The following is a 26352-nucleotide window of genomic DNA, read 5'->3' on the forward strand; positions in this document are numbered from 1 at the left end:
GTCGTGGGGGGTCAGGCGGTGCTGCCGGAGTCGGCGGGGTCGACCGCGAGGTCGTGGCCCATCCGGTCGCGCTTGGTGCGCAGGTAGGCCGCGTTGGTCGGGAGCGGCGTGGTGCGCAGACGCTCGACGGCCAGGACCTCGATGCCGTGCCCCCGCAGTCCCTCGACCTTGGCCGGGTTGTTGGTGAGCAGCCGCACGGCGTCGACGCCGAGGTCGGTGAGGATGCCGGCCGCGGCGACGTAGTCGCGGGCGTCGACGGGCAGGCCGAGCTCGACCTGGGCGTCGACGGTGTCCAGGCCGCGGTCCTGGAGGGCGTAGGCCGCGAGCTTGCCGGCCAGTCCGACGCCCCGGCCCTCGTGGCCGCGCAGGTACACGACGACACCACCCTCGGCCGCGACCCGCTCGAGCGAGCGCTCGAGCTGCGGCCCGCAGTCGCACCGCTGCGAGCCGAGCACGTCGCCCGTGAGGCACTCGGAGTGCACGCGCACCAACGGCGCCTGCTCGGGAACACCGAGCGGCGAGACGAGCGCGAGGTGCTCCTCGCCGGTGACGCGGTCTCGGTAGCCCAGGGCCCGGAACGCGCCGTGCCGGGTCGGGACGACGGTGTCGGCGACCCGGTCGAGACGGTCGTGGCGCTGCCGCCACGCGACGAGGTCGGCGATGGTCAGGACGGGGAGGTCGTGGGCGGTCCCGAGCGCGAGCACGCCGGGCAGGCGGGTCATCGAGCCGTCGTCCTCGACGAGCTCGCCGATGACGCCCACCGGGGCCAGGCCCGCGAGCCGGCAGAGGTCGACGGCGGCCTCGGTGTGCCCGGGCCGCACGAGGACGCCACCGGCCCGGGCCCGCAGCGGGACGACGTGCCCGGGGCGGCGCAGGTCCGCGGCGGTGCTGGAGGGGTCGGCGAGGACACGGGCGGTGCGGGTGCGGTCGGCGGCCGAGATGCCGGTGGTGACGCCCTCCGCGGCGTCGACGGTGACGGTGTAGGCCGTCCGGAGCGGGTCGTGGTTGTCGGCGACCATGAGCGGCAGGCCGAGCCGGTCGGCGACCTCCTCGGTCAGGGGGGCGCACAGGTAGCCGCTGCTGTGGCGGACCGCCCAGGCCGTCCACTCCGCCGTCAGCGTCTCCGCGGCGAGGACGACGTCGCCCTCGTTCTCGCGGTCGGCGTCGTCGACGACGAGCACCGGGCGCCCGGCGCGCAGGGCGTCCAGAGCCTCCTCGACGGTGGCGAGGGTGGTCATGCGGACACCTCCGGGCGCGGCGCGAAGCGGGTGGCGAGCAGCCGCTCGACGTACTTCGCGAGCACGTCGACCTCGAGGTTGACCGGGTCACCGACCGCCTTGTGCCCCAGCGTCGTCAGCTCGAGGGTCGTGGGGATGAGCGAGACCGAGAACGCGTCGTCCGCGACGTCGACGACGGTGAGCGAGACGCCGTCGACGGTGACCGACCCCTTCTCGACGAGGTAGGGCGCGAGGTCGGCGGAGAGGGTGAAGCGCACGACCTCCCACCGCTCCCCCGGCTCGCGCGCCGTGATCGTCGCGGTGCCGTCGACGTGGCCCTGCACGACGTGGCCGCCGAAGCGCGCCGACGCGGCCATCGGGCGCTCGAGGTTGACGCGGTCGCCCGGGTGCAGCGCACCGAGGCTGCTGCGGTGCAGCGTCTCGGCCATGACGTCGACGGTGAAGGAGCCCTCGCCGTGCTCGGTCACGGTCAGGCAGACGCCGTTGACGGCGATGGACGCCCCGTGGACGGCATCGGACGTGACGAGCGGGCCGTGGACGGTGAGGCGGGCGCTGTCGGTGCCCTGCTCGAGGGCGGTGACGGTGCCGAGCTCCTCGACGATGCCGGTGAACACGGGTCAGCTCCTGGGGTGGTGGTCGGTGCGGGGGCGGGCGGTGATGCGGACGTCGTCGCCGAGGACGGTGACGTCGGTGGTCTCGAGGCGCACGGCACCCTCGATCGAGCCGATGCCGAGGTCGCCGACCGCGGCCGGCCCGGCGCCGAGGAGGACCGGGGCGAGGTAGGCGACCACCTCGTCGACGAGGCCGGCCCGCAGGAACGCGGCGGCCAGGGTCGCGCCGCCCTCGAGGAGGACGTGGTGCACCCCTCGGTCGAGGAGCGCCGCGAGGACCTCGGTCGGGTCGTGGGTGGGGAGGACGAGGGTCTCGGCGTGGCCGTCGAGGAGGCGGGCACCCGCGGGCACGGGGCGACGGCCCGCGACCACCCGCAGCGGCTGGCGGCCGGCGGGGTGGCCGTCGGCGTCGCGCACGGTGAGGGCGGGGTCATCGGCGAGGACCGTGCCGGTACCGACGAGGACGGCACCGACCCGGGCGCGGAGGCGGTGCACGTCGGCGCGGGCGGCCTCGCCGGTGATCCAGCGACTGGAGCCGTCGGCGGCGGCGGTGCGCCCGTCGAGCGTGCTCGCGGTCTTCCAGGTGACGAAGGGGCGGCCGGTGCGGCGGGCGTGCAGCCACGTCGCGTTGACCGCCTCGGCGGCGGCGCGCATCGCGGGGTCGTCCTCAACGTGGACGTCGAGGCCGGCCCGCCGGAGGTGCTCGGCCCCGCCGGCGGCCTTCGGGTCGGGGTCGGCGACGGCGTAGCGGACCGAGGTGATGCCGGCCGCGAGGAGCGCCTCGGTGCACGGTCCGGTCCGGCCCGCGTGGTCACAGGGTTCGAGGGTGACGACCGCGGTGCCGCCGCGGGCCGCGCTGCCCGCGCGGGCCAGGGCGTCGACCTCCGCGTGCGGCGTGCCGGCGCCGCGGTGGTGGCCGGTGCCGACCACGGTCCCGGCGCGGTCGGTGACCACGCATCCCACGCGCGGGTTGGGGTCGGCCTCGGGTCCGAGACGGGCAGCAACGAGCGCCCGCTGCATCAGCGCGGTGTGCTCGTGCATCTCTCTGCCCTCGTGCCTCGGACCGGTGGTCGGTCGGGCTCCGGGCTGATGGCCAGGGGACGGCAGGGGCACCCCGAGGGGTACGCCGTCGCCAACGGCCGCCGAGGACGGACCCTCGCGGGCCTGCCTCGGCACGTGCTGCCTACCATCCGGACTCTCACCGTCGGTCCCGGAGTTTCACCGGGTCAACCGGCCGCTGGCTGCGGTCGGGTCGTGGACTGTCACCACCGGTTCGGAATTGCACCGACCCCGGAGCACGTACTCGGCCAGTATGCACCCGCGGGTGCGGTGGTTTCGACCCGTTCCGGCGTGCGGTCGGGCACACCCCGTGCATCACGCAGGACGGAAACCCCGTGGCGCCCCCACGCCGTCGTCCCCACCATGGGGCCGTGCCCGATGTCTCCGACAGTCGATTCCGCGCCCTGGCCCGCTCCTCGCCGTGGCGCTTCACGACGCTGCGGTTCACCCACCGGCGGGCGTCCGGGGAGCAGGTCGATGCCCTGCTCCGGCGCCCCGGGTGGCTCCGGGTACGGACGGCATCCGGTGCCGAGCACGTCGTCACCGGCGTCCCGTACGCGCGGGAGGTCATCCACCTCGACGGGCGTGCGGCCGGGCCCGCCGACGAGGTGCTGCCCGCCGACGTCCCGGTCGAGCTCGACGCCGACGGCTTCGTCATAGCCCGGCCGACCTCCCTGTCGGTCCTCTGGGACGACCCGATGTGGCGCTCCTTCGACTGGGTGGCGATGCTCGACCCCGTCGAGCTGTCCACCGGCACCGTCGTCCGCGAGCTGGCGGCCACGACCCGTCACGGCCGCGAGACGTGGTGGGCCCGGATGGTCGCCACCGGCAACTACGAACCGCGATGCGGCTGTTGCCCGTTGCTGTGGGGCGCGGTCTCGGAACGCCTCGAGGACGAGGCCGGCGGACCGACGTACGCGCGGGACCACCCGGACGTCGTGTACCCGGACTCCTGGCTCGTGGGCCTCGACGTGCAGACCGGTGTCGTCGTCTCGACCGAGCCGCTCGGCGGGGACCGCGACGACCTCGGGTTCTCGGTGACGGTCCACGCGGTCGACGAGGACTGACCGGCGGCCCTCAGTCCTCGACGACGATGCCCAGCGCCCGGAGGATGCCGCCGGCCGCGAGCGCGTCGACGCGCATCCCGCGGACCCGGTTCTCGGAGGGGTCGACGACGTAGCCGGCGGCGCCGCGCAGGTCCGCCTCGCGCAGGTCGGTCCCGGCGAAGGTGGCCGCGCCCAGGTCGCAGCCCGTGAGGTCGGCCTTCCGGAGGTCGGCGCCGGCGAGGTCGACCTCGCGCATCGAGCAGCCGGTGAAGCGGGACCCGGCGACCTCGGTGTCCCGGAACGAGCCCAGGTCGAGGCGGCAGCGCTCGAGGTCCCACGGCCGGGTCGAGAGCGGGGCGGGCGCGGCGCGGGCCCACTGCACGGCCAGCGCCTTGCAGTCGACGAACCGGCAGTCGCTGAACCGGCTGCCGGAGAGGTCGACCCGCGACAGGTTGCATCCCGTGAAGGTGCAGTCGGTGAAGGTGCAGTCGCGCAGGACGGCACCCTCGAGGACGCATCCGTCGAGGCGGCAGGCCTCGAGCTCGAGACCTTCGAGCACCTCCCCGGGGGTGAGCCCCTCGGTGAGGTCGAGGTCGACCACGTAGCCGCCGGCGTCGGCGAGCCGCTCGGCCAGGGAGGACACCGTCAGTGCCGGTGGCGCTCGGCGAGCGCGCGCAGCTCGGCGACCGCGTCGGCGGCGGAGTCCTTGCCGTAGACGGCGGAGCCGGCGACGAAGACGTCGGCGCCGGCCTCGGCGCACTGCTCGATGGTCGTGGCGGAGACGCCGCCGTCGACCTGGATCCAGACCTCGCCGCCGTGCCGCCGGACCGCCTCGCGGACCTGGCGGACCTTGGGCATCTGGTCGGCCATGAAGGACTGGCCGCCGAACCCGGGCTCGACGGTCATCACGAGGACCATGTCGACCTCGGGCAGCAGCTCCTCGTAGGGGGCGAAGTCGGTGCCGGGCTTGACGGCGAAGGCGGCGCGGGCACCGGCGGACCGGATGGCGCGCGCCGTGGCCACGGGGTCGCGGACGGCCTCGATGTGGAAGGTCACCGACTGCGCGCCGGCCTCGGCGTACCCGGGGGCCCAGCGGTCCGGGTCCTCGATCATCAGGTGGCAGTCGACCGGAACCGGCGAGACCTTGAGCAGGGACTCGACGACCGGCAGGCCGAGGGTGAGGTTGGGGACGAAGTGGTTGTCCATGACGTCGACGTGCGCCCAGTCGGCGCTCGAGATCGCCTGGAGCTCGGACTGGAGGTTGGCGAAGTCGGCGGACAGGATCGAGGGCGAGATCTGCACGCGCGCCACCCTAGCGAGCGGCGGCTAGGGTCGGTCACCGTGACCTCCGCCGCCCGTTCCGAGCCCATCCGCGTCAGTGCGGTGGTGTTGCGCGACACCGCCGGCCGGGTCCTCACCGTCCGCAAGCGGGGCACCCGACGCTTCATGCTCGTCGGGGGCAAGCACGAGCCGGGCGAGGCGCCCGAGCGCACCGCCGTCCGGGAGGCCGCCGAGGAGGTCGGCGCCGTCCTGGACCCCGAGCGCCTGGAACGACTCGGGCTGTTCACCGCCGCAGCGGCCAACGAGGAGGGCCGGACCGTCGAGTCGATCGTCTTCGCCCATCCCCCGGTCCCGCTCGGGGAGCCGCCCGCGTCCGAGATCGAGGAGCAGCGCTGGCTGGACCCGCACGGTCCGTGGCCGGACGACCTCGCACCGCTCCTCGTCGAGCACGTCCTGCCACTGCTCGCCCGCGCGGGCTGACCGTCAGCGCACCATCCGGAGCTCGGCCAGCGGGAAGCCGGTGCCGACGGCGGAGGTGCCGTCGAGCGCGAAGCCGTTGCGCCGGTAGAAGGCGATGGCGCGCTCGTTGCCCTCGGCGACCCAGAGCTCGGCCGGCCGGTCGGCGACGGCCCACTCGACCAGCTCCTGGCCGAGCCCGGTGCCGAGGTGGTCGCGGGCGACGTAGAGCCCCCACAGCTCCTCGTCGCGGACGGGGTCCACGCCCTCGTGCACGCGCGCGGGCCCGGCCATCGACCACGCGACGGGCTCGTCCCCCGAGAACACCGCCGTCCGTCGAGCCCCCGCCGGGAGCGGCTCGGCGAGCACTCGCTGCCAGAGGGCGATGCGCTCCTCGGGCCCCTGGCCGTCGAACCAGCCCTGCGGGAGGAGCGGTCCGTACGTGTCCACCCAGGACCGGAAGTGCAAACGGCCGAGGGCCTCTGCGTCGGCCGGGACCGGCTCACGCCAGGTCCGCGCCTCCTCAGGCATCCGGGCGCTTCCGGAGGAGGGCGAGGAACATCGCGTCGGTGCCGTGGACGTGCGGCCAGAGCTGGACGTGCGGTCCGTCGCCGAGGTCGGCGAGGGGCGCGCCGGACGCATCCCGGAGGAACGGGCGGGCATCGAGGACCTCGACGTCGTCCCGCTTCTTGACGACGTCGGAGACGACGAACCGGGTCTCGGCGACGTGCGGGCTGCACGTGGCGTAGGCGACCACTCCCCCGGGCGCGACGGCATCGAGCGCCGAGGTCAGCAGCGCGCGCTGCAGCGGCCCCAGGGTGGCGAGGTCGGAGGGCTGCCGGCGCCAGCGCGCCTCCGGCCGCCGGCGCAGCGCACCGAGCCCCGTGCAGGGCGCGTCGACGAGGACGCGGGCGTACGCGGCGGGCTCCTCCTCGCCGATGGTGCGACCGTCGGCCGTCCGGATGTCGACGGGTCGACTTGCGGCAGAGGCCTTTTCGATGAGAGGCGCGAGGCTCGACCGGACCAGGTCGGCACGGTGCGGACTGACCTCGACGGCGGTGAGCGCGGCCCCCGCCTCGAGCGCCAGGGCGCCGAGGACGCCGGCCTTGCCTCCGGGACCGGCGCACAGGTCGAGCCAGCGCGCCGGCAGACCGTCCGGGACGTCGACCGCGGCAAGCGCGAGCGCGAGGTGCTGCGACCCCTCGTCCTGCACGGCGGCGCGGCCGTCGCGGACCGCGGCGATGCGGCCCGGGTCGCCGCTGCGCAGGACGACGCCGACCGGCGAGGTCGTGCTGGGCTCGCCGTCGGAGTCGTGCACCAGCTCCTCGACGGTGGCCAGGCCCGGGCGCGCCACCAGGTGGACGCGCGGCGGCACGTTGTCGGCGGCGAGCAGGGCGCCGAGCTCGGCGTCGACGGTGTCGGGCGTGGCCCGGCCGTGCCCGAGCAGGGCGGCCCGCAGCGCGCTGACGACCCACTCGGGGTGGGAGTGGCGGACGGCCAGGGCCGCCGCTCCCCCGCCCTGGGGCGTGACCGCCTCCGTCCACTCCTCCAGGGTGCGCTCGGTGACCCGCCGCAGGACGGCGTTCACCAGACCCGAGGCACCCTGCCCGACGACGGTGCGCGCCAGGCCGACCGTCTGGTCGGCGGCGGCGTGCGCCGGTACGCGCATCCCGAGGAGCTGGTGCGCGCCGAGGCGCAGGACGTCGAGGATCTCGGGGTCGATCCGCTCGGTGGGGCGGTCGGCCGCCACCGCGACGACCGCGTCGTAGAGCCCCTGCCAGCGCAGCGTCCCGAAGGCCAGCTCGGTGGCGAACGCGGCGTCGCGCGGCTCGAGCCGGCGCTGGCGGATGATCTTCGGCATCTCGAGGTTGGCGTAGGCGCCGTCCGCGACCGCACGCAACAGCGAGTAGGCGGCGAAGCGGGTCGGCTCGGCGCGACGGGTGCGCTGCGCGGGGGCGGTCCGCGAACGCTGGCGGGGGCCGCGGTGCGGCGGTCGGGCGGGGCGGTCGGGCACCCGCCGAGGCTAACGGGCCGCGTGCACCACGCCGAAACCCGTCGACGCCGGGGAAGCGGACGCCGACCGTCCGGTACCCCGCCTACGGTGACCGTCATGAGCGACGACGAGCACGAGTACACGTACGACGACGTCGACCTCACGGGGACCAGTGCGCGCCGGGTGGTCCTCCGCGAGGCCCGCGCCAGCCAGGTCGACCTGTCCGGGGCCCGGGCCGAGCGGGTGCGGCTGCGCGGCGCCCACGTCACCGGGGCCGACCTCACCGGCCTGCGCCTCACCGAGGTCCTGCTCGACGACGTCGTCATCCGGGGCGCGTTCGTCGAGGGCCCGGTCTCGATCAGCGGCGACGTCGAGGGACTGGTGGTCAACGGCATCGAGGTCGCCCCGCTCGTCGAGGCCGAGCTCGCCCGGCGCCACCCCGACTACGCGGCGATGAAGCCGACCGATGCCGCCGGCTTCCGGCACGCCTGGGACGTCGTCGAGGGGCTGTGGGCCGGCACCGTCGAGCGGGCCCGTGGGTTCACGCCCGAGCAGCTGCACGAGTCGGTCGACGGCGAGTGGTCCTTCACCGAGACGCTGCGCCACCTCGTCTTCGCCACCGAGTCCTGGGTCGGGCGCGTCCTGCGCGGCGACCCCTCCCCGTGGCACCCGCTCTCCCTCCCGTGGGACGGGATGGAGGACACCCCGGGCGTCCCGCGCGACCGCGAGGTCCGCCCGGCGCTCGACGAGGTGCTGGCGCTGCGACACGACCGGATGGCCTGGGTGCGGCGAGCCGTCGACGAGCTCAGCGACGCCGACCTCGAGCGCGAGCTCACGGTCGCCGACGGCGTCGGGTGGCCGCCGGCCGGGGAGACGATGCCGGGTAGCCAGCCCTTGCTCGTCGTGCTCAACGAGGAGTGGTGGCACCGCCGGTACGCCGAGCGCGACCTGGACGCGCTCGAGCAGCGTTCCGGCTGAACGGCGTTCAGTCCAGCGTCTCGCCGGGGGCGATGCGGGTGCCGCGGGCCCAGTCGGCTGCGGCCATCGGGCGCTTGCCGTGCGGGCCGACCTCGCCGAGGGCGACCGGGCCGGACGCCGTCCCGACGAACACCGAGCGCTTGGTCACGTGCAGGTCGCCGGGGCCGAGCGCGGGCGCCCCCTCGGGGACGGGGGTGGTGCGGTCGAGCGGGCCGACCTTGAGCCGCTCGCCGCGGAAGGTGCTCCACGCCCCGGGGTTCGGCGTGCAGCCGCGCACGTGCCGGTCGACCACGTGCGCCGGGAGGGACCAGCGCACCCGTGCCTCCTCCACGGTGAGCTTCGGGGCGTGGCTCACCCCGTCGGCGGGCTGGGGCACGGCGCGCAGCGAGCCGTCCTCGAGGCCGTCCATCGTCGCGACGAGCAGGCCGGCCCCGACGTCGGCGAGCCGGGCCAGCAGCGTCCCGGACGTGTCGGCGGGCCGGACGGTCTCGGTGACGGCACCGAGCACCGGGCCGGTGTCGAGGCCCTCCTCGATGACGAAGGTGCTCGCACCGGTGACCTCGTCCCCGGCCATCAGCGCGCGCTGCACAGGGGCCGCGCCGCGCCAGGCCGGGAGCAGCGAGAAGTGGAGGTTGACCCAGCCGTGGGCCGGCACGTCGAGGGCGACGCGCGGCAGGAGCGCACCGTAGGCCACGACCGGGCAGCAGTCCGGGGCGATCTCCCGCAGCCGGTCGAGGAACTCGGGGTCCTTCGGACGCTCGGGGGTCAGCACCTCGAGACCGTGCTCGAGCGCGACCTCCTTGACCGGCGACGGGTGCAGGGTGCGGCCGCGGCCGGAGCGGGCATCCGGCCGGGTGACGACGGCGACCACCTCGTGGCGGGAGGCGAGCAGCGCCCGCAGCGACGGGACGGCGGTGTCAGGGGTTCCGGCGAGGACGAGACGCACCCGCCGAGTCTAGGTGCGGTGACACCGGGCGCCGTCACGCCGATAATCGCCCCGTGAGCACGTCGTCGCGGACCCTGCTCCCCCGCACGGGAGCACGCGCGGTCGTGCCCTGGGCAGCAGCGGGTGGCCTGGTGCTGCTCGTCGGGTCCGGGCGGGCCACCGGCACGACGGTCCCCGCCACCTCCTGGTGGGTGGTGCTCGGGGTGCTCTCCCTCGCGCTCCTCGTCCGGCGCTGCGACCGCGGGCTCGGGACGGGCTGGGCCGGCTGGCGGTTGGTCCTGCGCATGCTCGTCCTGGCCGCGCTCGCGGTGCCCGCGGCGTGGTCCGTCGCCGTCCTCGCCTCGGACGTCCGCCCGGACGGGATGCTCGCGTGGCTCACGGCCCTGCTGGCCACCACCTCCCACCTCCCGCTCGTGGCCGCGTTCTCGCTCCTGCCGTGGCTCGCCACGCGCTACCTCGGCCACGGCTCGACGGCGGTCCTCCCGGTCGCGGTCGTGGCGCTCTGGGGGCTGGCGTTCCTCGCCTTCCTGCTCGTCTTCGACGACTACGCGCCACTGCGGGCGAGCGCGCCGCTGTCGGCACCGCAGGCCGAGGCCTGGGGCGCCGCGCTGCACACCGCCTTCCTGTCGACCGTGCTGCTCGGTCCCGCCCTGGCGGCCCGGGCGGCCTGGCGCTGCGAGGGCCCGGCGGCGCGCCGGGCCGGCCTCGTCGCCGGGCACGCGGTGGCGGGCGCGGCCCTCGTCATGCTCTGTGGTGCGCTCGGCGCCCTCGGCCACGGGGGCGCCGTCCTCGTCCTCGTGGGGATGGCCGCGGCCGTCTCCGTCCTGGCCGTCGGCTGCACCCGGGCGCTGGCCACGGACCTCCCGGCGCCCACCGCGGCGGACCTCGCGACGGCGGGCACCGCTGGCTCCCCCGGGCCCCGCGCCGCGACGGCGTGCCCGGAGGAGCCCTCGCACCCGTCCCTGACGCCCCGCGAGGCCGAGGTCGTCGCCCTCCTGGCCCAGGGGCTCTCCAACGCGGGGATCGCCGCCCGGCTCGTCGTGTCCGAGCGCACCGTCGACGCCCACCTGCGGTCGGCGTTCACCAAGCTCGACCTGCCCGAGGGCTCCGAGCGCAACCGCCGGGTCAGCGCCGTCCTCGCCTGGCAGCGTGCGCGCCCCGCGGCGAGCCCCGAGGCCGTCGAGGAGGCGGGTTAGGCGAAAGGGCCGATGCCCGGTCCACGGTCGGGCGCCATCGTCGTGGCACCGACCAGAGAGGACCTCCCCATGGCCGTCCGTCCCTGGCACCTCGTCGTCCTCGTGTGGGTGCCGTTCCTGTCCGTGTTCGTCTTCGCCGCCCTCGGGGACACGAGCGCGCTGCACATCACCTCGCACCTTCTCGCGATCGCCTGCCTCGTACCGGCGGTGGTCCTCGTCCTCCGGCTGCGCGGGTCCGTGTCGACGCGCGCCGGGCGCGGCGTCGCCACCGTCCTGGCCGTCGTCCTGCCGCTCGCCGTGCTCGGCCACCTCGCCGAGCTCGGCGTCGCCGTCGCCAGGCTCGCATCCGACGGGTGGGTGAACCGGGACACCGCGGACATCTGGGTCCGCGGCCCCCACGTGTGGGCGGCCAACGTCACGGTGCCCGCCATGATGCTCTCGATGCTCGGCGTCCTCGTGCTGGCTGCGGCTGTGCGCCGGTCCCGGCCACAGCAGGAGGTCGCCTGATGGCGGTCAGGCCGTGGGGTCGCGGGGGTCGACCCGGACGGTGACGGGGTCGGGCTCCTTGCGAGCCGAAGCCCGCGCGCGCAGCGCCGTCAGCTCGGCGGCCAGGGCCGGTCCGTCCTCGACGGGGACGGTCACGAGCGCGCGCCATCGCTCCTCGGCCTGGGGCAACGGACCGAGGACGGATGCCGACGTCGGCAGCGAGAGCCCGGCCAGGGCAGCGGTGACCGCCGCTCGCGTGCCGGTGAGGGCCGCCAGCCGTGCCGTCGGCGGCAGCGAGAGCTCGCGGCGCTCGGCGAGCTCGCGGTCGGCGAACCAGGCCGGGTCCCAGCGGACCAGGGCCTCGACCGCGGGCACGGTCACGTGCAGGGGCGCCCCCGCGAGGACGACCCGCCCTCCGGCGGCGGCCGGCCGGACGAGCGCCGCCGCCGCGCACCAGCGACGCAGCGCCTCCTCCCCCGCGTCGAGGGTCGGCCGGTCGAGCATCGCCCAGGCGTCGAGGAGCAGCGCCGCCGCGTACCCGCCCTCGGCCACCGGTTCGGCGCCGGGCGTCGACACGACGAGCCGCGGTGTGCCGGCCACGGCGTCGAGCACCGTCCCCGCCCCGGACCGCTCGACCGGCACCCCGGGGAAGGCCCGCCCGAGCTCCTCGGCCGTGCGCCGCGCGCCGACCACCGAGGAGCGCAGCCGGGTGCCCGAGCAGGCCGGGCAGGAGAACGCGGTCTCGACCCGGCCGCACCAGCGGCAGGCGACCGGACCCTGCGGCCCGGTGAGACCGAGCGGCCCCGCACACACGACGCACCGCGCCGGCCGCCGGCAGTCCTGGCACGAGAGCGAGGGCAGGTAGCCGCGCCGCGGCACCTGCACCAGCACGGGCCCGGTGGCCAGCGCCTCCTTCGCCGCTCGCCACGCGACGGTGGGCAGGTGGGCGGCGGCCACCGCGGCGTCGCGGCCGACGTCGTCACCCTCCCCCGCGACCCGGACCGCGGGGACCGCGCGGCGCACGGCACGGCGGTCGGCCTCGACCGGCGTGAGCACCCCGCGGGCCACGAGGTCGGCGACCGCGGCGGAGCGGGTGTGCCCGGCCGCGAGGACCGCAGCCCCGGCCAGCCCGGCCCGGGCCAGGAGGACCTCGCGCACGTGGGGATAGGGGGCACGGGGCTCGTCGAGGAGGTCGTCGCCGTCGTCCCACCACACGACGAGGCCGAGGTCGCGCACGGGCGCGAGGGCCGCCGCCCGGGTGCCGACGACGACGGGCACGTGGCCCCTCAGGACCTTGAGGAACGCGGTGTAGCGGGCCTGCGGCCCCTGGTCGGCGGTGAGCCGGGTGTGCCGACCGGTCCCGAGGACGTGGGCCAGCGCCGCCTCGACCCTTGCGACGTCGCGGTGGTCCGGGACGACGACGACCGCCCCCCGGCCGCCCTCGACCGCCGCCCGGACCGCCTCGGCGACCAGGGCCGGCCAGGAGGTGGCGGGCTCGACCGACGGCAGGGCCAGCGCGGTGGCGGCCGGCGCCCCACCCTCGCGCACCCGGGTGAGGAAGGCCGCCCCGGCGGGGTACGGAGCCCACGCCGCGGGCTCGTGGGGCGGGAGCGCGGGATGCTCCGGCGCCTCGGTGGCCAGGGCCTGCTCGGCGCGCGCGTGCCGGGGCGGCACCGCGAGGCGCAGCACATCACCCAGCGTGCCGGCGTAGCGCGCGGCCACCGCCCGCGCGGCGGCCAGCGCCTCGGGGGTGAGCACCGCCTCGGGCGAGACCAGGCGCCGCAGGGGGCTCAGCCGGCCCGTGTGCTCGGCGGTGTCGCGCCGCTCGAGCACCCAGCCGTCGAGGTCCTGCCCCGCGAACCGCACCTTGACCCGGGCGCCCGGCTCGGCACCGGCCGCCATCGACTCGGGCACGAGGTACTCGAAGGGCCGGTCGAGGTGGGCCAGCCCGGTGTCGACCTGCACGAGCGCGACCGGCCGGTCCTCGGTGGTGGGGTCGTCGCCGGCGAGGCGCCGCGGACGGCGCCGCCCGGCGTCCGCGATGAGGGCCAGCTGCTCGCCCTCCCCGCCGCTCTCCGTCACGGAGCCGAACCTAGCGGAGCCCGCCGACCCCGGTCGGGTCGGCGGGCTCCGCCTGTGGACGAACGCCGGATCAGCCGGCGACCGCGCGCTGCAGCGCCTCGACGCGGTCGGTGCGCTCCCACGTGAAGGCGTTCTCGACACCCTCGACGGAGGTGCGGCCGAAGTGCCCGTAGGCGGCGGTCGGCTTGTAGATCGGGCGGAGCAGCTCGAGCTCCTCGAGGATCGCCAGCGGGCGCAGGTCGAAGACCCGGCGGATGGCGTCCTGGATCCTTTCGACGGGAGCGGTCTCGGTGCCGAAGGTCTCGACGTAGAGGCCGACCGGCTGCGCGACGCCGATGGCGTAGGCGACCTGCACCTCGCAGCGACGGGCCAGGCCCGCGGCGACGACGTTCTTGGCGACCCAGCGGGTGGCGTACGCGGCGGAGCGGTCCACCTTCGACGGGTCCTTGCCGGAGAAGGCACCGCCGCCGTGGCGGGCCATCCCGCCGTAGGTGTCGACGATGATCTTGCGGCCGGTGAGGCCGGCGTCACCCATCGGGCCGCCGATGACGAACTTGCCGGTGGGGTTGATGTAGGTGCGGTAAGAGTCGGCGGCCAGCGCGGTGCCGGCGTCGGCGAGCTCGGCGAGGACCGGCTCGATGACGTGGCTGCGGATGTCGGGCTGGAGCAGGCCCTCGAGGCTGACGTCCTCGGCGTGCTGGGTCGAGAGCACGACGGCGTCGAGGGAGACGGCGCGGTCGCCCTCGTAGGCGATGGTGACCTGGGTCTTGCCGTCGGGGCGCAGGTAGGACAGCTCGCCGTTCTTGCGGACCGCCGTGAGGCGCTCGGAGAGCCGGTGCGCGAGGTAGATCGGCAGCGGCATGAGCTCGGGGGTGTCGTCGCAGGCGTAGCCGAACATCAGGCCCTGGTCGCCGGCGCCCTGCTTGTCCTTGGGGTCGACCCCGCCGCTGCGGTTCTCGAAGGCGGTGTCGACGCCCTGGGCGATGTCGGGGCTCTGCTGGCCGATCGAGACCTCGACGCCGCACGACGCGCCGTCGAAGCCCTTGGTCGAGCTGTCGTACCCGATGCCGAGCACGGTCTCGCGGACGATGCGCGGGATCTCGACGTAGGCCTCGGTGGTCACCTCGCCGGCGACGTGGACGAGCCCGGTCGTCACCATCGTCTCGACGGCCACGCGGCTCCGGGGGTCCTGGTCGAGCAGGGCATCGAGGATGCTGTCGGAGATCTGGTCGCAGATCTTGTCCGGGTGTCCCTCGGTGACGGACTCGGACGTGAACAGGCGTGCGGACACGCGGCAACTCCTTCGGAAGGGGGCGGCGCGGCCACGGACGGCGGGCAGCGCACCGCGCCCAACATACCGGTCCCTGAGAACACGGGTGGGCTCGGTCCGAGTCGCGGCGACTGCATGGAATCATGGGGCCCGTGTCCGAGGGGTCCAGCGACGAGGCGATGCGGCCGGGGCCGGGTGTGGCGACGTCCGCGAGCCCGGTCGACGAGGCCCTGTCCCTCCTCACCCGTGCCCAGGACCTGGCCGACCAGCTGCGCGAGGAGGCCGGCACCGAGCTGAGCTCGGCCCGCGCCGAGGCCGCGCGCATCCGGGCCGAGTCCGCGGCCGCCGCCCACGAGCTCGCCGAGCTGCGGGCCGGGGTCGACACCGCCCGCGAGGAGGGTGAGCGACGGCTCGAGGAGACGCGCACCGAGGTCGAGATCATGCTCGCCGACGCGGCGGACCAGGCCTCGCTCCTGCGCCAGCGGGCCACCAAGGCCAGCGACGAGGCCGTCGCGGTCGCCGAGGAGCAGGCCGTCGCCCTCGTGGCCGACGCGCAGCGCCAGGCCGACGAGACCCTCGAGCGGGCCCGCCTCGAGCACGAGTCGACGATGACCCGCCTCGCCGAGGAGGAGCGCGCGCACCAGGAGCGCTGGGAGCTGGAGCACGAGACCCACACCGCCGAGCTCGCCACGCTGCGCGAGTCCACCGGCACCGAGCTCGCCGGTTTGCGGCTCGAGGCCGAGCAGTTCGCGGCCCGGCACCGCGAGGACGCCGAGGCCGAGGTGCTCGGCCGGCTCACCGAGCTGACCACCCGCGAGGAGCAGGCCGCGGCCGAGTCCGCGCGGCTGGTCGAGGAGGCCCGCGCGGAGGCCACCCGGCTCCTCACCGACGCCGAGGCCGAGGCCGCGGGCGTCGTCGACAGCGCCGAGAAGCACCTCGCGTGGGCGCAGGGAACGGTGCGGGAGGTGCTCGAGCGGGCCGACGCCGAGCGCGACCGCCGGGCGCGCGAGCACCACCAGGAGATCGTCGAGCGCACGCGTGTTCACCGCCAGCGCGCGCAGACCCTCCTCGGCAGCGCCACCACCAAGAGCCGCGACCGGATGGCCGAGGCCGAGTCGGCGTCCCGCCGGATGCGCGAGCTCGCCGAGTCCGTCCTCGCCGAGGCCCGTGCCGACGCCGAGCGCACCCGCGAGGCCGCCGCCCGCGAGGCCGAGCGGCTGGTCACCGAGGCCCGCGAGCGGGAGGCGGAGTCCCTCGCGCGGGCCGAACGACGGCTGGCCGAGGCCGAGGAGGGGGCCCGCCGCGTGCGGCAGGCCACCGCCGAGGACCTCGAGCGGATGCACCGCGAGGCGCACGAGGGCCACCGGGCCGCGCGCGCCGAGATCGTCCGGGCCTCCGAGGACGCGCGCCGCCGCGCCGACGCCGTGCGCGCCGAGGCCCACGCCGCGGTCGAACGGGCCCGCTCCGAGGTGCATACACTCGCTGCGCGGCGCGACGCCATCACCACCCAGCTCGGGCGGCTGTCCGGGGTCATCGACGCCCTCGCCGTCCACGACGACGGGTCAACCCCCGACGCGCCGGTCCCCGACCCCGCCCCGCCCACCGACCAGGCAGCCCCGCCCGCCACCGACCCCACCCCCGACCAGGAGTCCTGATGAACCAGCCGGAGTTCCCCACCGTCTTCCGCGGCTACGACCCGGTGCAGGTCGACGCTCACCTCGCGGCGCTGCACCAGGCCGTCGAGACCGCGCGCCAGGAGACCGAGGCCGCCCGCCAGGAGGCCGCCGAGTCCTCCGTGGAGCTCTCCAAGGTCCGCCACGACCACGAGGCCGCCGCCGGCGAGCTCGAGGCCCACCGGGGTCGCGTCGCGCAGCTCGAGGAGGAGGGCCGCAAGGTCTCCAGCCCCACCTTCGCCGACCTCGGTGAGCGGATCGGGACGATGCTCGGCCTCGCCGACGAGGAGGCGACCTCCATCCGCGGCACCGCCGCCGCCGAGGCCGAGGAGTCCCGGCGCGCCGCCGAGCAGGCCTCCCAGCTGACCCGCGCCGAGGCCGACACCTACGCCGAGGAGACCCGCAACCGGGCCGACACCGACGCCGCCGAGGTGCTCTCGCGGGCCAAGGCGCAGGCCGACTCCATCGTCGACGACGCCGCCCGCGAGGCCGCCGCCCGCCGCGAGGAGGCCGAGGCCTACTTCGAGAAGCAGCGCGCCACCGCCGCCGCGCAGGCCGCCGACTTCGAGAGGACCCTCGGGGAGCGCCGCGACGCCGCCGCCGCCGAGTACAACGACCAGATCGCCAAGCAGGACCAGGCGCTGCTCGCGGTGCAGGAGCGCGCCGACCAGCTGGCCCGCGAGGCCGACGAGGACCACCAGGCCAAGACGGGCGAGGCGAACCGCCTGCTCGAGGCCGCGCGCACCGAGGCCGCCGACATCGTCCGGTCCGCCAGGGAGCAGGCCGACCGCGTGCGCCGCGACTCCGAGCGCGAGCTCGCCGCCGCCACCGCCCGGCGCGACAGCATCACCGCCCAGCTGTCCAACGTCCGCAACATGCTGGCCACCCTCGGTGGCCCGGCCGCGGCCGAGGCCCTGGTGGCCCAGCCCGAGGAGCCCGTCGCCGAGGAGCCGCCCGCGCAGGAGCCGGTCGTCGAGGAGGAGCCGGCGCTCGAGGACGCGGTCGTCGAGGAGCCCGGCGACGCCGAGGCCTCCCTCGACGACGAGCTCGAGGCCGGCGAGGAGCTCGACGAGGAGGTCGAGCCCGAGGACGAGCCCGAGGTCGTCGACGAGCAGGCCGACGCCGCGGACGAGCAGCCCGCCCGGAACGGCAAGGGCAAGCGGACCCCCGCCAAGCGCTGACCCCCGCGGGGCCCCCGCAGTCGAACGACGAGAACATGCCGTCCGCCCCTCGGGGAGGGCGGCATGTTCTCGTCGTTCGACCGCACACCGGGCCGACTGGCAGGTCGAGTACACCGCCGACTGAGCCCCTCCGCCGCCCGTCGCCGACTCCCACCGGCCCAGGTTCCGCGTCATCACAGTGACGGCGCGGAACTTCCACGTCGTCGTGGATGCATCCCCGTCGCTCCAAGATTTCCCCGTCATGACGGTGACGGCGCGGACGTTCGCGCATCGAGCGTGCGACCGGACTCCCGGGCGGACAGCCTCAGAGGAGGTCGGTGACGACGTCCCAGACGGCTCCGGCCACGGCGTCCTTGGAGGCGGGTCCGACGTCGAGGACGTCCTCGCTCCCCCGCCGCAGCACGTGGACGGTGTTCTCGTCCTTGCCGAAGGTGACGTCGGCACCGACCTCGTTGACGACGAGCACGTCGCAGCCCTTGCGCGCCAGCTTGGCCCGGCCGTGCTCGAGCACCGAGCCGGACACATCTCCGGTCTCGGCGGCGAAGCCGACCACGACCGGTGACGACGCGGCACCGCGCGCGGCGACGAGGCCGGCGAGGATGTCGGGGTTGCGGACGAGCGCCACACCGGGCGCTGACTCGTCGGGCGAGCCGTCGGACCCGACCTCGTGGGTCTTCTTGATCTTGTGGTCGGCGTACTCGGCGGGCCGGAAGTCGGCGACGGCGGCGGCCATCACGACGACGTCGGCCTCGGCCGCCTCGTCGCGCACGGCGGCCTCCATCTGCAGGGCGGTCTCGACCGGCACGGCCCGCACCCCGGCCGGCACCGTCAGCCCGGACGTCGTCACGAGCACGACCTCGGCGCCCCGGGCCGCGGCCACCCGCGCCAGGGCGTACCCCTGTTTGCCCGAGGAGCGGTTGCCGAGGTAGCGCACGGGGTCGAGGGGCTCGCGCGTGCCCCCGGCCGTGACGACGACCCGCCGCCCGGCCAGCGCCCCCCGGACGGGGGCGGTCGCGGAGGTCGCGGCCCCCGAACGACCCAGCTCGCGGCGGCAGATCTCGAAGAGCTGCTCGGGCTCGGGCAGCCGCCCCGGCCCGGTGTCGCGGCCGGTGAGCCGCCCCGAGGCCGGCGGCACGACGTGCACGCCGCGCTCGGTGAGGGTGCTGATGTTGGCCTGCGTGGCCGGGTGCTCGTACATCTCGGTGTGCATGGCCGGGGCCATGACCACCGGGCAGCGCGCGGTCAGCAGGACGTTGGTGAGCAGGTCGTCGGCCTGGCCGGTGGCCGCGCGGGCCAGCAGGTCGGCGGTCGCCGGGGCGACGACCACGAGGTCGGCCTCCTGGCCGATGCGCACGTGCGGCACCTCGGTGATGTCGGACCACACGTCGGTGTGCACCGGCTTGCCGGACAGCGCCGACCAGGTGGCCTCACCGACGAAGTGCAGCGCCGCCGCCGTCGGGACGACAGTGACGTCGTGGCCGGCCTCGGTGAGCAGTCGCAGGAGCGAGCAGGCCTTGTACGCCGCGATGCCCCCCGCGACGCCGAGGACGACCTTCACGGGCGTCAGCCCTCGGTGGGCGTCTCGGGGGTGGGCTCGGAGGTGAGCAGGCCCTCGTTGATCTCACGCAGGGCGATGGAGAGCGGCTTCTCGTGGACCTCGGAGTCCACTAGCGGGCCGACGTACTCGAGGAGGCCCTCCTGGAGCTGGGCGTAGTAGGCGTTGATCTGCCGCGCCCGCTTGGCCGAGTAGAGGACGAGGGCGTACTTGGAGTCGGCCTGCTCGAGGAGCTCGTCGATCGGCGGGTTGGTGATGCCGATGGGGTTCGCCACGGTTCCGGACACGCGTCAGTCTCGCTTCGATGTGGGGACGGGGGTTCGCGTCCATGATACGAGGTCTTCCGCCGCACGCCGAACCTCGTCGTTGACGATGGTGACGTCGAACTCCTCCGCGGCCGCCAGCTCCTGGCGTGCGGTGTCGAGCCGGGCGGCCCGTTCCTCGGCGTCCTCGGTGCCCCGGCCGACGAGCCGGCGCACCAGCTCGTCCCAGCTGGGCGGCGCGAGGAAGACGAAGAACGCATCGGGCATCGTGCGCCGGACCTGGCGCGCGCCCTGCAGGTCGATCTCGAGCAGGGCCGGCCGGCCGGCGGCCAGCGCCTCCTCGACGGGCCCACGCGGTGTGCCGTACTTGGCGCGGCCGTGCACGACGGCCGACTCCAGCAGCTCGCCGGCGGCGTCCATCGCGTCGAACTGCTCGTCGGTGACGAAGTGGTAGTGGACGCCGTCGACCTCGCCCGGGCGGGGGCGCCGCGTCGTCACCGACACGGACAGCCACACCTCGGGGTGGTGCTCACGGACGTACGCCGCGAGGGTCCCCTTCCCGACCGCGGTGGGCCCGGCGAGGACGGTGAGGCGCGAGCGGGCCGTCACTGCCGCCCGAAGCGGTCGAGGAGCGCCGCCACCTGGTTCTGGCCGAGGCCGCGCACGCGCCGGCTCTCGGAGATGCCGATCTCCTCCATGATCTGGCGGGCCCGCACCCGGCCGACGCCCGGCATCGACTCCAGGAGCGCGGAGACGCGCATCTTGCCGATCACGTCGTTGCTCTTCCCTTCCTCGATGACACCCCCGAGCGAGGCTCCGGCGCGCTTGAGGCGGTTCTTGACCTCGGCGCGCTCCCGACGGGAGGCCGCGGCCTTCTCGAGGGCGGCGGCGCGCTGTTCCTGGGTGAGCGGGGGGAGTGCCACGGGAGGATCCTTGCTGTCGCTGCGGATGCTGGCTGCTCAACACCCGGCGGGTACGTCGCGACTGTACCGCGCCGGGGCAGCCCCTCCGCGTCAGCCCCGCGCGGCCTCGACGACGGCCGCGAGCTCGTCCGCCGACCGGCGTGCCGCGGCGCTCAGCGAGGCGACGTCGGGGCCGGCCCCGAGCACCTCCCGCGAGCTGTTCCCGAGCACCTGCGGGAGGGCGTCGCCGAAGGTCGAGCGCAAACCCTCGGGGGTACCACCCTGGGCGCCCAGTCCGGGAGCGAGCAGCGGTGCGGCAGAACCGAACAGGTCGAGGCCGAGGTCGTGCACCGCGCTCCCTACGGTGGCCCCGACGACGAGGCCCACGCTGCCCAGCCCACCGTCCTCCCGGGCTGCTGCGTTGTCGGCCGCGGCCCCCTCCACGACCGAGGCCGCGACGGTGCGACCGTCGAGGCGCGCGTGCTGCACCGACGGCCCCTCGGGGTTCGACGTCAGGGCCAGGACGAAGACCCCGCGGCCGGTGGCGGCGGCCAGGTCGAGGGCCGGCCGCAGCGAGCCGTAGCCGAGGAACGGGCTGACCGTCACGGCGTCGGCCCGCAGCGGCGAGTCCTCGGAGAGGAAGGCCTGCGCGTAGCCGGCCATCGTCGTGCCGATGTCGCCGCGCTTGGCGTCGAGCAGGGTCAGCGTGCCGGCCTCGCGGAAGGCCTCCAGGACCCGCTCGAGGACCGCGACGCCGCGCGAGCCGAACCGCTCGAAGAAGGCCGACTGCGGCTTCACGCAGGCGACCTGCCCGCCGAACGCCTCGACGCACGCCATCGCGAACCGCTCGAGGCCGTCGACGGTGTCGGGCAGGCCCCACGCGTCGAGGAGGGCGGCGTGCGGGTCGATGCCCGGGCAGAACGGGCCGTGCTCGTCCATCGCGGCGCGCAGCCGGGTGCCGAAGGGAGTAGGTGTCACAGCCGGACCATCCTGTCGTGGGCGATGCCGACGACGTCGGCGAAGCGGGTGAGGCCGTGCCGGGCGACCTCGGCCTCGAGCTCGGTGAGGACGCGCCGGGGTGCGTGCGGGTCGTTGAACGTCGCGGTGCCCACCTGGACGGCCGAGGCCCCGGCGGCGACCAGCTCGAGGGCGTCCTTCCCGGTGCGCACTCCCCCGACCCCGATGACCGGCGCGGTCGGCACGGTGCCGGCGCGCATCGCGGACACCACCTGCCAGATCGCCCGCACGGCGACCGGCCGCACCGCCGGACCGGACAGCCCGCCCGTCACCCCGGCCAGCTGCGGGCGCAGCAGGTCGGTGTCGATGACGATGCCGAGCAGCGTGTTGATCATCGTCAGGCCGTCGGCGCCGGCGCGCAGGGCAGCGTCGGCGATGGCGACGATGTCGGTGACGTCCGGGGTGAGCTTGGCGAACACCGGAACGCCGTCCGGCACCCGGGTGCGGACGATCTGGACGACCCGCTCCGACGACACCGGGTCGCAGGCGAAGACGAGGCCACGATTCGCGACGTTCGGGCAGGAGATGTTGGCCTCGACACCCACGACGCACGACCACGCCGGCGAGGCGACGAGCCGCTGGACGACCTCGCCGAACTCCTCGGCCGTGTTGCCGGCGACCGACACCAGCACTCGCGCACCCTGCTCCGCGAGCCACGGGAGGTCCTTCTCGCAGAAGGCGTCGATGCCGGGGCCCTGGAGCCCGATGGAGTTCAGCATCCCGGAGGCCGTCTCGGCCATCCGGGGGGTCGCCCGGCCCGAGCGCGGGTCCTTCATCACGGTCTTGGTCACGAACGCCCCGAGCTCGGACACCGGGAAGAACCGGTGCAGCTCCTGGCCGTTGGCGGCGCAGCCGGAGGCGGTCATCACCGGGTTGGGCAGCTCGACGCCGGCGAGGCTGGTGCGCATGTCGACCATCAGTGACCCCCCGGCCTCGGCGCCCCGAGCGCGTCGTCGGGCACGCGGGTGATGCCGCCCTCGATGGCGTCCCAGCGCACGCGGTCACCGCGGAAGACCGGCCCCTCGACGCAGGAGCGGACCATCCGGGTCACGCCGTCGTTCCCCGTCACGGGCATCACGCAGGTCATGCAGACGCCGACGCCGCAGGCCATCGACTCCTCGACGGCGACCTGCGCGACCGCACCGTGGGCCTGCGCGACGTCGGTGACCGAGCGCAGCATCCCCATCGGGCCGCAGGCGTAGACGACGCCGGCCGACGTGCGGTCGATGACGTCGCCGAGCACGTCGGAGACCCAGCCCCGGCGACCGGCGGAGCCGTCGTCGGTGGTGACGGTGACGCCGTCGGCGCTGCGGCGGGCCTCGACGACCCCGAAGAGCCGGTCCTCGGAGGCGGCGCCCAGCACGATCTCGACGTGGCAGCCGCGCGCGCGCAGCTCCTCGGCGAGCCAGAACAGTGGCGCGGAGCCGTAGCCGCCGCCGACGAGCACGCACGCGACCGGCTCGGCCGGCAGCGGGAACGGGCGGCCGAGCGGGCCGACGACGTCGACCGCGTCGTGGGCCGAGAGCCCGGTGAGCCACTGCGTGCCGGGACCGTGGGCGGCCACGACGACGTCGACGGTGCCGCCGTAGGTGCCCGACGGCTTAACCTTGTGGAGCGAGAAGCAGCGCCGCAGGAGGTTCGCCGAGGTCGGCCCGCCGACGGCCAGCGCGACGAACTGCCCGGGGTGGGCGAGCTCGGCGACGCCCGGCGCGACGAGGGTGAGGTGGTGGTACGCCCCGACCCGCCGGTTGGCGATGACCTCGCCGGCGACCTGCACGACCCCCGAGCTCACGCGTCCGCCCCGATCCCGTGCAGGTCGAGGGCGGCGGCGTGGTCCTGCAGCGAGGTGACCGTGAGGTCGTCGTGCTGGACCGCCTCGATGGCGAGCACGGCGGCGGCCAGCTGCTGGACCGTGGTGATGATCGGCTTGTCCATCGCCGCCGTCGCCGCCCGGATGGCGTAGCCGTCGGCGCGCGTGGTGGCGCTCGGCCCGCTCGGGCTGTTGACGACCATGTCGATCTCACCGGCGTTGATGAGGTCGACGACCGACTGGCCGCCCTCGCCCCGCTCGGCGTGCTTGAGCACGACATCGGCCTCGATCCCGTTGCGGTGCAGCACCTCTGCGGTGCCGGACGTGGACAGGATGCGGAAGCCGAGATCGACCAGGCGCTTGACCGGGAAGATGATGGCGCGCTTGTCACGGTTGGCGACGGAGACGAACACCGTTCCGCTGGTGGGCAGCCCGCTGATCGCGCCGAGCTGGCTCTTGGCGAACGCCCGGCCGAAGTCGGTGTCGATGCCCATGACCTCACCGGTCGAGCGCATCTCCGGGCCGAGCAGGCTGTCGACGACGAGGCCCTCGGCGGTGCGGAACCGCTTGAAGGGCAGCACGGCCTCCTTGACCGACACCGGCGCGGTCGCGGGCATCCGCCCACCGTCGGCGTGGCGGGGCAGGACGCCCTCGTCGCGGAGCTGGGCGATGGTGGCGCCCAGCATGATCCGCGCCGCGGCGTTGGCCAGCGCGACGCCCGTGGCCTTGGCGACGAAGGGCACCGTGCGCGACGCCCGGGGGTTCGCCTCGAGCACGTAGAGGATGTCCTGGGCCAGCGCGAACTGGACGTTCATCAGCCCGCGCACCCCGATGCCCTGCGCCAGCTTGAGCGTGGACTCGCGGACCCGCTCGAGCTCGGTGGCGCCGAGGGTGACCGGCGGCAGGGCGCACGACGAGTCGCCGGAGTGGATGCCGGCCTCCTCGATGTGCTCCATGATCCCGCCGAGGTACATCTCCTCGCCGTCGTAGAGGACGTCGACGTCGATCTCGATGGCGTCGTCGAGGAAGCGGTCGACGAGCACCGGGTGCTCCGGGCTGGCGACCGTGGCCCGCTCGACGTACCCGGACAGGGTCTCGTCGTCGTAGACGATCTCCATGCCCCGCCCGCCGAGGACGTAGGACGGCCGGACGAGGACGGGGTACCCGATCTCGCGTGCGATCTCGACGGCTTCCGGTGCGCTGTAGGCGGTTCCGTGCTTCGGGGCGGGCAGGTCGGCCTCGTGCAGCACGCGCCCGAAGGCACCGCGGTCCTCGGCGAGGTCGATGGCCTCGGGCGAGGTGCCGACGATCGGCACCCCGTTCTCCTTGAGCGCCTTCGCCAGCCCGAGTGGCGTCTGCCCACCGAGCTGGACGACGACCCCCGCCACCGGCCCGGCCTGCTGCTCGGCGTGCACGACCTCGAGGACGTCCTCGAGGGTCAGCGGCTCGAAGTAGAGCCGGCTGCTCGTGTCGTAGTCGGTGGAGACGGTCTCCGGGTTGCAGTTGACCATCACGGTGTCGTAGCCGGCGTCGCGCAGCGCGAAGGAGGCGTGGACGCAGGAGTAGTCGAACTCGACACCTTGGCCGATCCGGTTCGGACCCGAGCCGAGGATGAGGACGGCCGGCCGCTCGCGCGGCGTCACCTCGGACTCCTCGTCGTAGGCGCTGTAGTGGTACGGCGTGCGGGCGGCGAACTCGGCGGCGCAGGTGTCGACGGTCTTGTAGACCGGGCGCACCCCGAGGGCGTGCCGCACGCCGCGGACGACGGCCTCCGGCATCGAGCGCAGCGACGAGAGCTGGGCGTCGCTGAAGCCGTGCCGCTTCGCGAGGCGCAGCAGGTCGGGTGTGAGCTCGGCTGCGGCGGAGACGTGCTCGGCGACCTCGTTGATCAGCTCCATCTGGTCGAGGAACCACGGGTCGATGCCGGTGGCCTCGTGGACCTCCTCGACCGAGAGCCCGCCGCGCAGCGCCTGCTGCACGAGGACGATGCGCCCGTCGGTGGGGCGGCGCGCGGTGTCGAGCAGCGCGCGCGCCTCCTCGGTGGTGGGCCGCTCCCCCGTCCAGTGGAAGCTGCTGCCGGCCTTCTCGAGGCTGCGCAGCGCCTTCTGCAGCGCCTCGGTGAAGGACCGGCCGATGGCCATCGCCTCGCCGACCGACTTCATCGTCGTGGTCAGCGTGTCGTCGGCCGCGGGGAACTTCTCGAAGGCGAAGCGCGGCACCTTGACGACGACGTAGTCGAGCGTGGGTTCGAAGCTCGCCGGCGTCTCCTGGGTGATGTCGTTCGGCACCTCGTCGAGCGTGTAGCCGATGGCCATCCGCGCGGCGATCTTGGCGATCGGGAAGCCGGTGGCCTTGGACGCCAGCGCCGAGGAGCGGGAGACGCGCGGGTTCATCTCGATGACGACGACCCGCCCGTCGACCGGGTTGACGGCGAACTGGATGTTGCAGCCGCCGGTGTCGACACCGACCCGCCGGATGATCTGGATCCCGATGTCCCGCAGCGTCTGGTACTCGCGGTCGGTGAGGGTCAGGGCTGGGGCGACGGTGATCGAGTCGCCGGTGTGCACGCCCATCGGGTCGAGGTTCTCGATGGAGCAGACGACGACGACGTTGTCCGCGTTGTCGCGCATGACCTCGAGCTCGTACTCCTTCCAGCCGAGGATCGACTCCTCGAGGAGCACCTCGGTGACCGGCGAGTACTGGAGGCCGGCCCCGGCGATGCGGCGGAGCTCCTCCTCGGTGTACGCGAAGCCCGAGCCGAGACCGCCCATCGTGAACGAGGGCCGGACGACGACCGGGTAACCGAGCTCCTCGGCGGCCGCGAGCACCTCGTCCATCGAGTGGCAGATGCTCGAGCGCGCCGACTCGGCCGGGAGCCCGTCGAGGTCGCGGACGGCGTCGACGACGCCCTTGAACTTCTCGCGGTCCTCGCCGAGCTGGATGGCCTCGACGTTGGCGCCGATGAGCGGGCAGTCGTACTTCTCCAGGATCCCGCGGTCGTGCAGCTCGATGGCGCAGTTGAGCGCGGTCTGCCCGCCGAGGGTCGCGAGGACGGCGTCCGGGCGCTCCTTGGCGATGATCTTCTCGACGATCTCGGGGGTGATCGGCTCGACGTAGGTGGCGTCGGCGAACTCCGGGTCGGTCATGATCGTCGCCGGGTTGGAGTTCACGAGGACGACCCGGATGCCCTCCTCACGGAGCACCCGACAGGCCTGGGTGCCGGAGTAGTCGAACTCGCAGGCCTGGCCGATGACGATCGGGCCGGACCCGATGACCAGCACGCTCGTGATGTCGTCGCGCTTCGGCATG

At 75.0% G+C, this 26352-nt stretch carries 25 protein-coding genes and 1 riboswitch; of the genes, 7 read left to right on the forward strand and 18 right to left on the reverse strand.

The window, feature by feature from the left end:
- Positions 1-11 precede the first annotated feature (11 nt).
- From ACQZ2A_RS01435 to ribD, 3 genes are read right to left on the reverse strand one after another with little or no spacing between them, the layout of a single operon-like run.
- On the reverse strand, positions 12-1238 hold the full coding sequence (locus ACQZ2A_RS01435; protein ID WP_430206709.1) for a bifunctional 3,4-dihydroxy-2-butanone-4-phosphate synthase/GTP cyclohydrolase II: 1227 nt from the start codon (positions 1236-1238) through the stop codon (positions 12-14).
- Positions 1235-1852, reverse strand: coding sequence for a riboflavin synthase (locus ACQZ2A_RS01440; protein WP_430206710.1), 618 nt, complete (start codon positions 1850-1852; stop codon positions 1235-1237). Before ACQZ2A_RS01440 ends, ACQZ2A_RS01435 begins: the two co-directional genes overlap by 4 nt.
- Positions 1853-1855: 3 nt before the next feature.
- Complete coding sequence (gene ribD, locus ACQZ2A_RS01445) at positions 1856-2890, reverse strand: bifunctional diaminohydroxyphosphoribosylaminopyrimidine deaminase/5-amino-6-(5-phosphoribosylamino)uracil reductase RibD (protein ID WP_430206711.1); 1035 nt, start codon at positions 2888-2890, stop codon at positions 1856-1858.
- A gap of 131 nt (positions 2891-3021) precedes the next feature.
- Positions 3022-3152, reverse strand: a riboswitch (FMN riboswitch).
- A gap of 127 nt (positions 3153-3279) precedes the next feature.
- Between ribD and ACQZ2A_RS01450 the strand changes: the two genes are divergently transcribed.
- The gene (locus tag ACQZ2A_RS01450) at positions 3280-3975 is read left to right on the forward strand and encodes a hypothetical protein (RefSeq protein ID WP_430206712.1); all 696 of its coding nucleotides are present in this window, start codon (positions 3280-3282) and stop codon (positions 3973-3975) included.
- Between the two features lie 10 nt (positions 3976-3985).
- On the opposite strand, the gene ACQZ2A_RS01455 is transcribed toward ACQZ2A_RS01450, so the two are convergent.
- The gene (locus ACQZ2A_RS01455; RefSeq protein WP_430206713.1) at positions 3986-4597 is read right to left on the reverse strand and encodes a pentapeptide repeat-containing protein; all 612 of its coding nucleotides are present in this window, start codon (positions 4595-4597) and stop codon (positions 3986-3988) included.
- 2 nt (positions 4598-4599) lie between these two features.
- The gene (gene rpe, locus ACQZ2A_RS01460) at positions 4600-5256 is read right to left on the reverse strand and encodes a ribulose-phosphate 3-epimerase (protein ID WP_430206714.1); all 657 of its coding nucleotides are present in this window, start codon (positions 5254-5256) and stop codon (positions 4600-4602) included.
- Positions 5257-5295: 39 nt separating this feature from the next.
- On the opposite strand from rpe, the gene ACQZ2A_RS01465 reads away from it, so the two are divergent.
- Positions 5296-5715, forward strand: a complete 420-nt coding sequence (locus tag ACQZ2A_RS01465) for an NUDIX hydrolase (RefSeq protein ID WP_430206715.1) — start codon at positions 5296-5298, stop codon at positions 5713-5715.
- Positions 5716-5718: 3 nt separating this feature from the next.
- Here the strand turns inward: ACQZ2A_RS01465 and ACQZ2A_RS01470 are convergent, their stop codons facing one another.
- Both ACQZ2A_RS01470 and ACQZ2A_RS01475 read right to left on the reverse strand, forming a co-directional pair.
- Complete coding sequence (locus tag ACQZ2A_RS01470; protein ID WP_430206716.1) at positions 5719-6141, reverse strand: GNAT family N-acetyltransferase; 423 nt, start codon at positions 6139-6141, stop codon at positions 5719-5721.
- Positions 6142-6214: 73 nt separating this feature from the next.
- The gene (locus ACQZ2A_RS01475; RefSeq protein WP_430206717.1) at positions 6215-7705 is read right to left on the reverse strand and encodes an RsmB/NOP family class I SAM-dependent RNA methyltransferase; all 1491 of its coding nucleotides are present in this window, start codon (positions 7703-7705) and stop codon (positions 6215-6217) included.
- 96 nt (positions 7706-7801) lie between these two features.
- Between ACQZ2A_RS01475 and ACQZ2A_RS01480 the strand changes: the two genes are divergently transcribed.
- The gene (locus ACQZ2A_RS01480) at positions 7802-8662 is read left to right on the forward strand and encodes a DinB family protein (RefSeq protein WP_430206718.1); all 861 of its coding nucleotides are present in this window, start codon (positions 7802-7804) and stop codon (positions 8660-8662) included.
- A 7-nt stretch (positions 8663-8669) separates the two neighbouring features.
- On the opposite strand, the gene fmt is transcribed toward ACQZ2A_RS01480, so the two are convergent.
- The gene (gene fmt / locus ACQZ2A_RS01485; protein ID WP_430206719.1) at positions 8670-9608 is read right to left on the reverse strand and encodes a methionyl-tRNA formyltransferase; all 939 of its coding nucleotides are present in this window, start codon (positions 9606-9608) and stop codon (positions 8670-8672) included.
- Between the two features lie 53 nt (positions 9609-9661).
- Between fmt and ACQZ2A_RS01490 the strand changes: the two genes are divergently transcribed.
- Positions 9662-10804: a helix-turn-helix transcriptional regulator gene (locus tag ACQZ2A_RS01490; RefSeq protein ID WP_430206720.1), complete on the forward strand. Its 1143-nt coding sequence runs from the start codon at positions 9662-9664 to the stop codon at positions 10802-10804.
- 69 nt (positions 10805-10873) lie between these two features.
- Complete coding sequence (locus tag ACQZ2A_RS01495; protein WP_430206721.1) at positions 10874-11311, forward strand: hypothetical protein; 438 nt, start codon at positions 10874-10876, stop codon at positions 11309-11311.
- Positions 11312-11317: 6 nt separating this feature from the next.
- On the opposite strand, the gene ACQZ2A_RS01500 is transcribed toward ACQZ2A_RS01495, so the two are convergent.
- Positions 11318-13372, reverse strand: a complete 2055-nt coding sequence (locus ACQZ2A_RS01500) for a primosome assembly protein PriA (RefSeq protein ID WP_430206722.1) — start codon at positions 13370-13372, stop codon at positions 11318-11320.
- Between the two features lie 70 nt (positions 13373-13442).
- Positions 13443-14663 (reverse strand): methionine adenosyltransferase, encoded by a 1221-nt coding sequence (gene metK, locus ACQZ2A_RS01505; RefSeq protein WP_430206723.1) that lies wholly within the window; start codon positions 14661-14663, stop codon positions 13443-13445.
- A 131-nt stretch (positions 14664-14794) separates the two neighbouring features.
- Here metK and ACQZ2A_RS01510 point away from each other — a divergent pair, with 131 nt between their 5' ends.
- Together ACQZ2A_RS01510 and ACQZ2A_RS01515 are read left to right on the forward strand one after the other, a co-directional pair.
- The gene (locus ACQZ2A_RS01510) at positions 14795-16297 is read left to right on the forward strand and encodes a hypothetical protein (protein WP_430206724.1); all 1503 of its coding nucleotides are present in this window, start codon (positions 14795-14797) and stop codon (positions 16295-16297) included.
- Positions 16297-17496, forward strand: coding sequence for a DivIVA domain-containing protein (locus tag ACQZ2A_RS01515; RefSeq protein ID WP_430206725.1), 1200 nt, complete (start codon positions 16297-16299; stop codon positions 17494-17496). Before ACQZ2A_RS01510 ends, ACQZ2A_RS01515 begins: the two co-directional genes overlap by 1 nt.
- A gap of 304 nt (positions 17497-17800) precedes the next feature.
- Here ACQZ2A_RS01515 and coaBC read toward each other — a convergent pair whose 3' ends face one another.
- The 8 genes from coaBC to carB form a co-directional block, all read right to left on the reverse strand.
- Positions 17801-19054 carry a bifunctional phosphopantothenoylcysteine decarboxylase/phosphopantothenate--cysteine ligase CoaBC gene (gene coaBC / locus ACQZ2A_RS01520; RefSeq protein WP_430206726.1) on the reverse strand — a complete coding sequence of 418 codons (1254 nt, stop codon included), beginning with the start codon at positions 19052-19054 and terminating at the stop codon, positions 17801-17803.
- A gap of 5 nt (positions 19055-19059) precedes the next feature.
- Positions 19060-19338 (reverse strand): DNA-directed RNA polymerase subunit omega, encoded by a 279-nt coding sequence (gene rpoZ, locus ACQZ2A_RS01525; RefSeq protein ID WP_430206727.1) that lies wholly within the window; start codon positions 19336-19338, stop codon positions 19060-19062.
- 3 nt (positions 19339-19341) lie between these two features.
- Positions 19342-19923, reverse strand: coding sequence for a guanylate kinase (gmk, locus tag ACQZ2A_RS01530; RefSeq protein WP_430206728.1), 582 nt, complete (start codon positions 19921-19923; stop codon positions 19342-19344).
- A complete protein-coding gene (mihF, locus tag ACQZ2A_RS01535; protein WP_430206729.1) occupies positions 19920-20237 on the reverse strand; it encodes an integration host factor, actinobacterial type in 318 nt (105 codons plus the stop codon). Before mihF ends, gmk begins: the two co-directional genes overlap by 4 nt.
- 90 nt (positions 20238-20327) lie before the next feature.
- Positions 20328-21194 carry an orotidine-5'-phosphate decarboxylase gene (pyrF, locus tag ACQZ2A_RS01540; RefSeq protein ID WP_430206730.1) on the reverse strand — a complete coding sequence of 289 codons (867 nt, stop codon included), beginning with the start codon at positions 21192-21194 and terminating at the stop codon, positions 20328-20330.
- Positions 21191-22141, reverse strand: coding sequence for a dihydroorotate dehydrogenase (locus ACQZ2A_RS01545; protein WP_430206731.1), 951 nt, complete (start codon positions 22139-22141; stop codon positions 21191-21193). Before ACQZ2A_RS01545 ends, pyrF begins: the two co-directional genes overlap by 4 nt.
- 8 nt (positions 22142-22149) lie before the next feature.
- Entirely contained in the window at positions 22150-23025 is an 876-nt protein-coding gene (locus ACQZ2A_RS01550) for a dihydroorotate dehydrogenase electron transfer subunit (RefSeq protein ID WP_430206732.1), read from the reverse strand.
- The gene (carB, locus tag ACQZ2A_RS01555; RefSeq protein ID WP_430206733.1) at positions 23022-26351 is read right to left on the reverse strand and encodes a carbamoyl-phosphate synthase large subunit; all 3330 of its coding nucleotides are present in this window, start codon (positions 26349-26351) and stop codon (positions 23022-23024) included. Before carB ends, ACQZ2A_RS01550 begins: the two co-directional genes overlap by 4 nt.
- Between the last annotated feature and the right edge of the window lies 1 nt (position 26352).

Origin of the sequence: Phycicoccus avicenniae, from assembly GCF_050496545.1 — a bacterium.
Classification (GTDB): domain Bacteria; phylum Actinomycetota; class Actinomycetes; order Actinomycetales; family Dermatophilaceae; genus Phycicoccus; species Phycicoccus avicenniae_A.

Excerpts from the sequence above, each read along its gene's own strand:
- ACQZ2A_RS01495 (WP_430206721.1), top strand. The coding sequence starts at position 10,874 with ATGGCCGTCCGTCCCTGGCACCTCGTCGTCCTCGTGTGGGTGCCGTTC.
- ACQZ2A_RS01545 (WP_430206731.1), bottom strand. The coding sequence starts at position 22,141 with ATGCGCACCAGCCTCGCCGGCGTCGAGCTGCCCAACCCGGTGATGACC.
- ACQZ2A_RS01480 (WP_430206718.1), top strand. The coding sequence starts at position 7,802 with ATGAGCGACGACGAGCACGAGTACACGTACGACGACGTCGACCTCACG.
- ACQZ2A_RS01515 (WP_430206725.1), top strand. The coding sequence starts at position 16,297 with ATGAACCAGCCGGAGTTCCCCACCGTCTTCCGCGGCTACGACCCGGTG.
- ribD (WP_430206711.1), bottom strand. The coding sequence starts at position 2,890 with ATGCACGAGCACACCGCGCTGATGCAGCGGGCGCTCGTTGCTGCCCGT.
- carB (WP_430206733.1), bottom strand. The coding sequence starts at position 26,351 with ATGCCGAAGCGCGACGACATCACGAGCGTGCTGGTCATCGGGTCCGGC.
- ACQZ2A_RS01435 (WP_430206709.1), bottom strand. The coding sequence starts at position 1,238 with ATGACCACCCTCGCCACCGTCGAGGAGGCTCTGGACGCCCTGCGCGCC.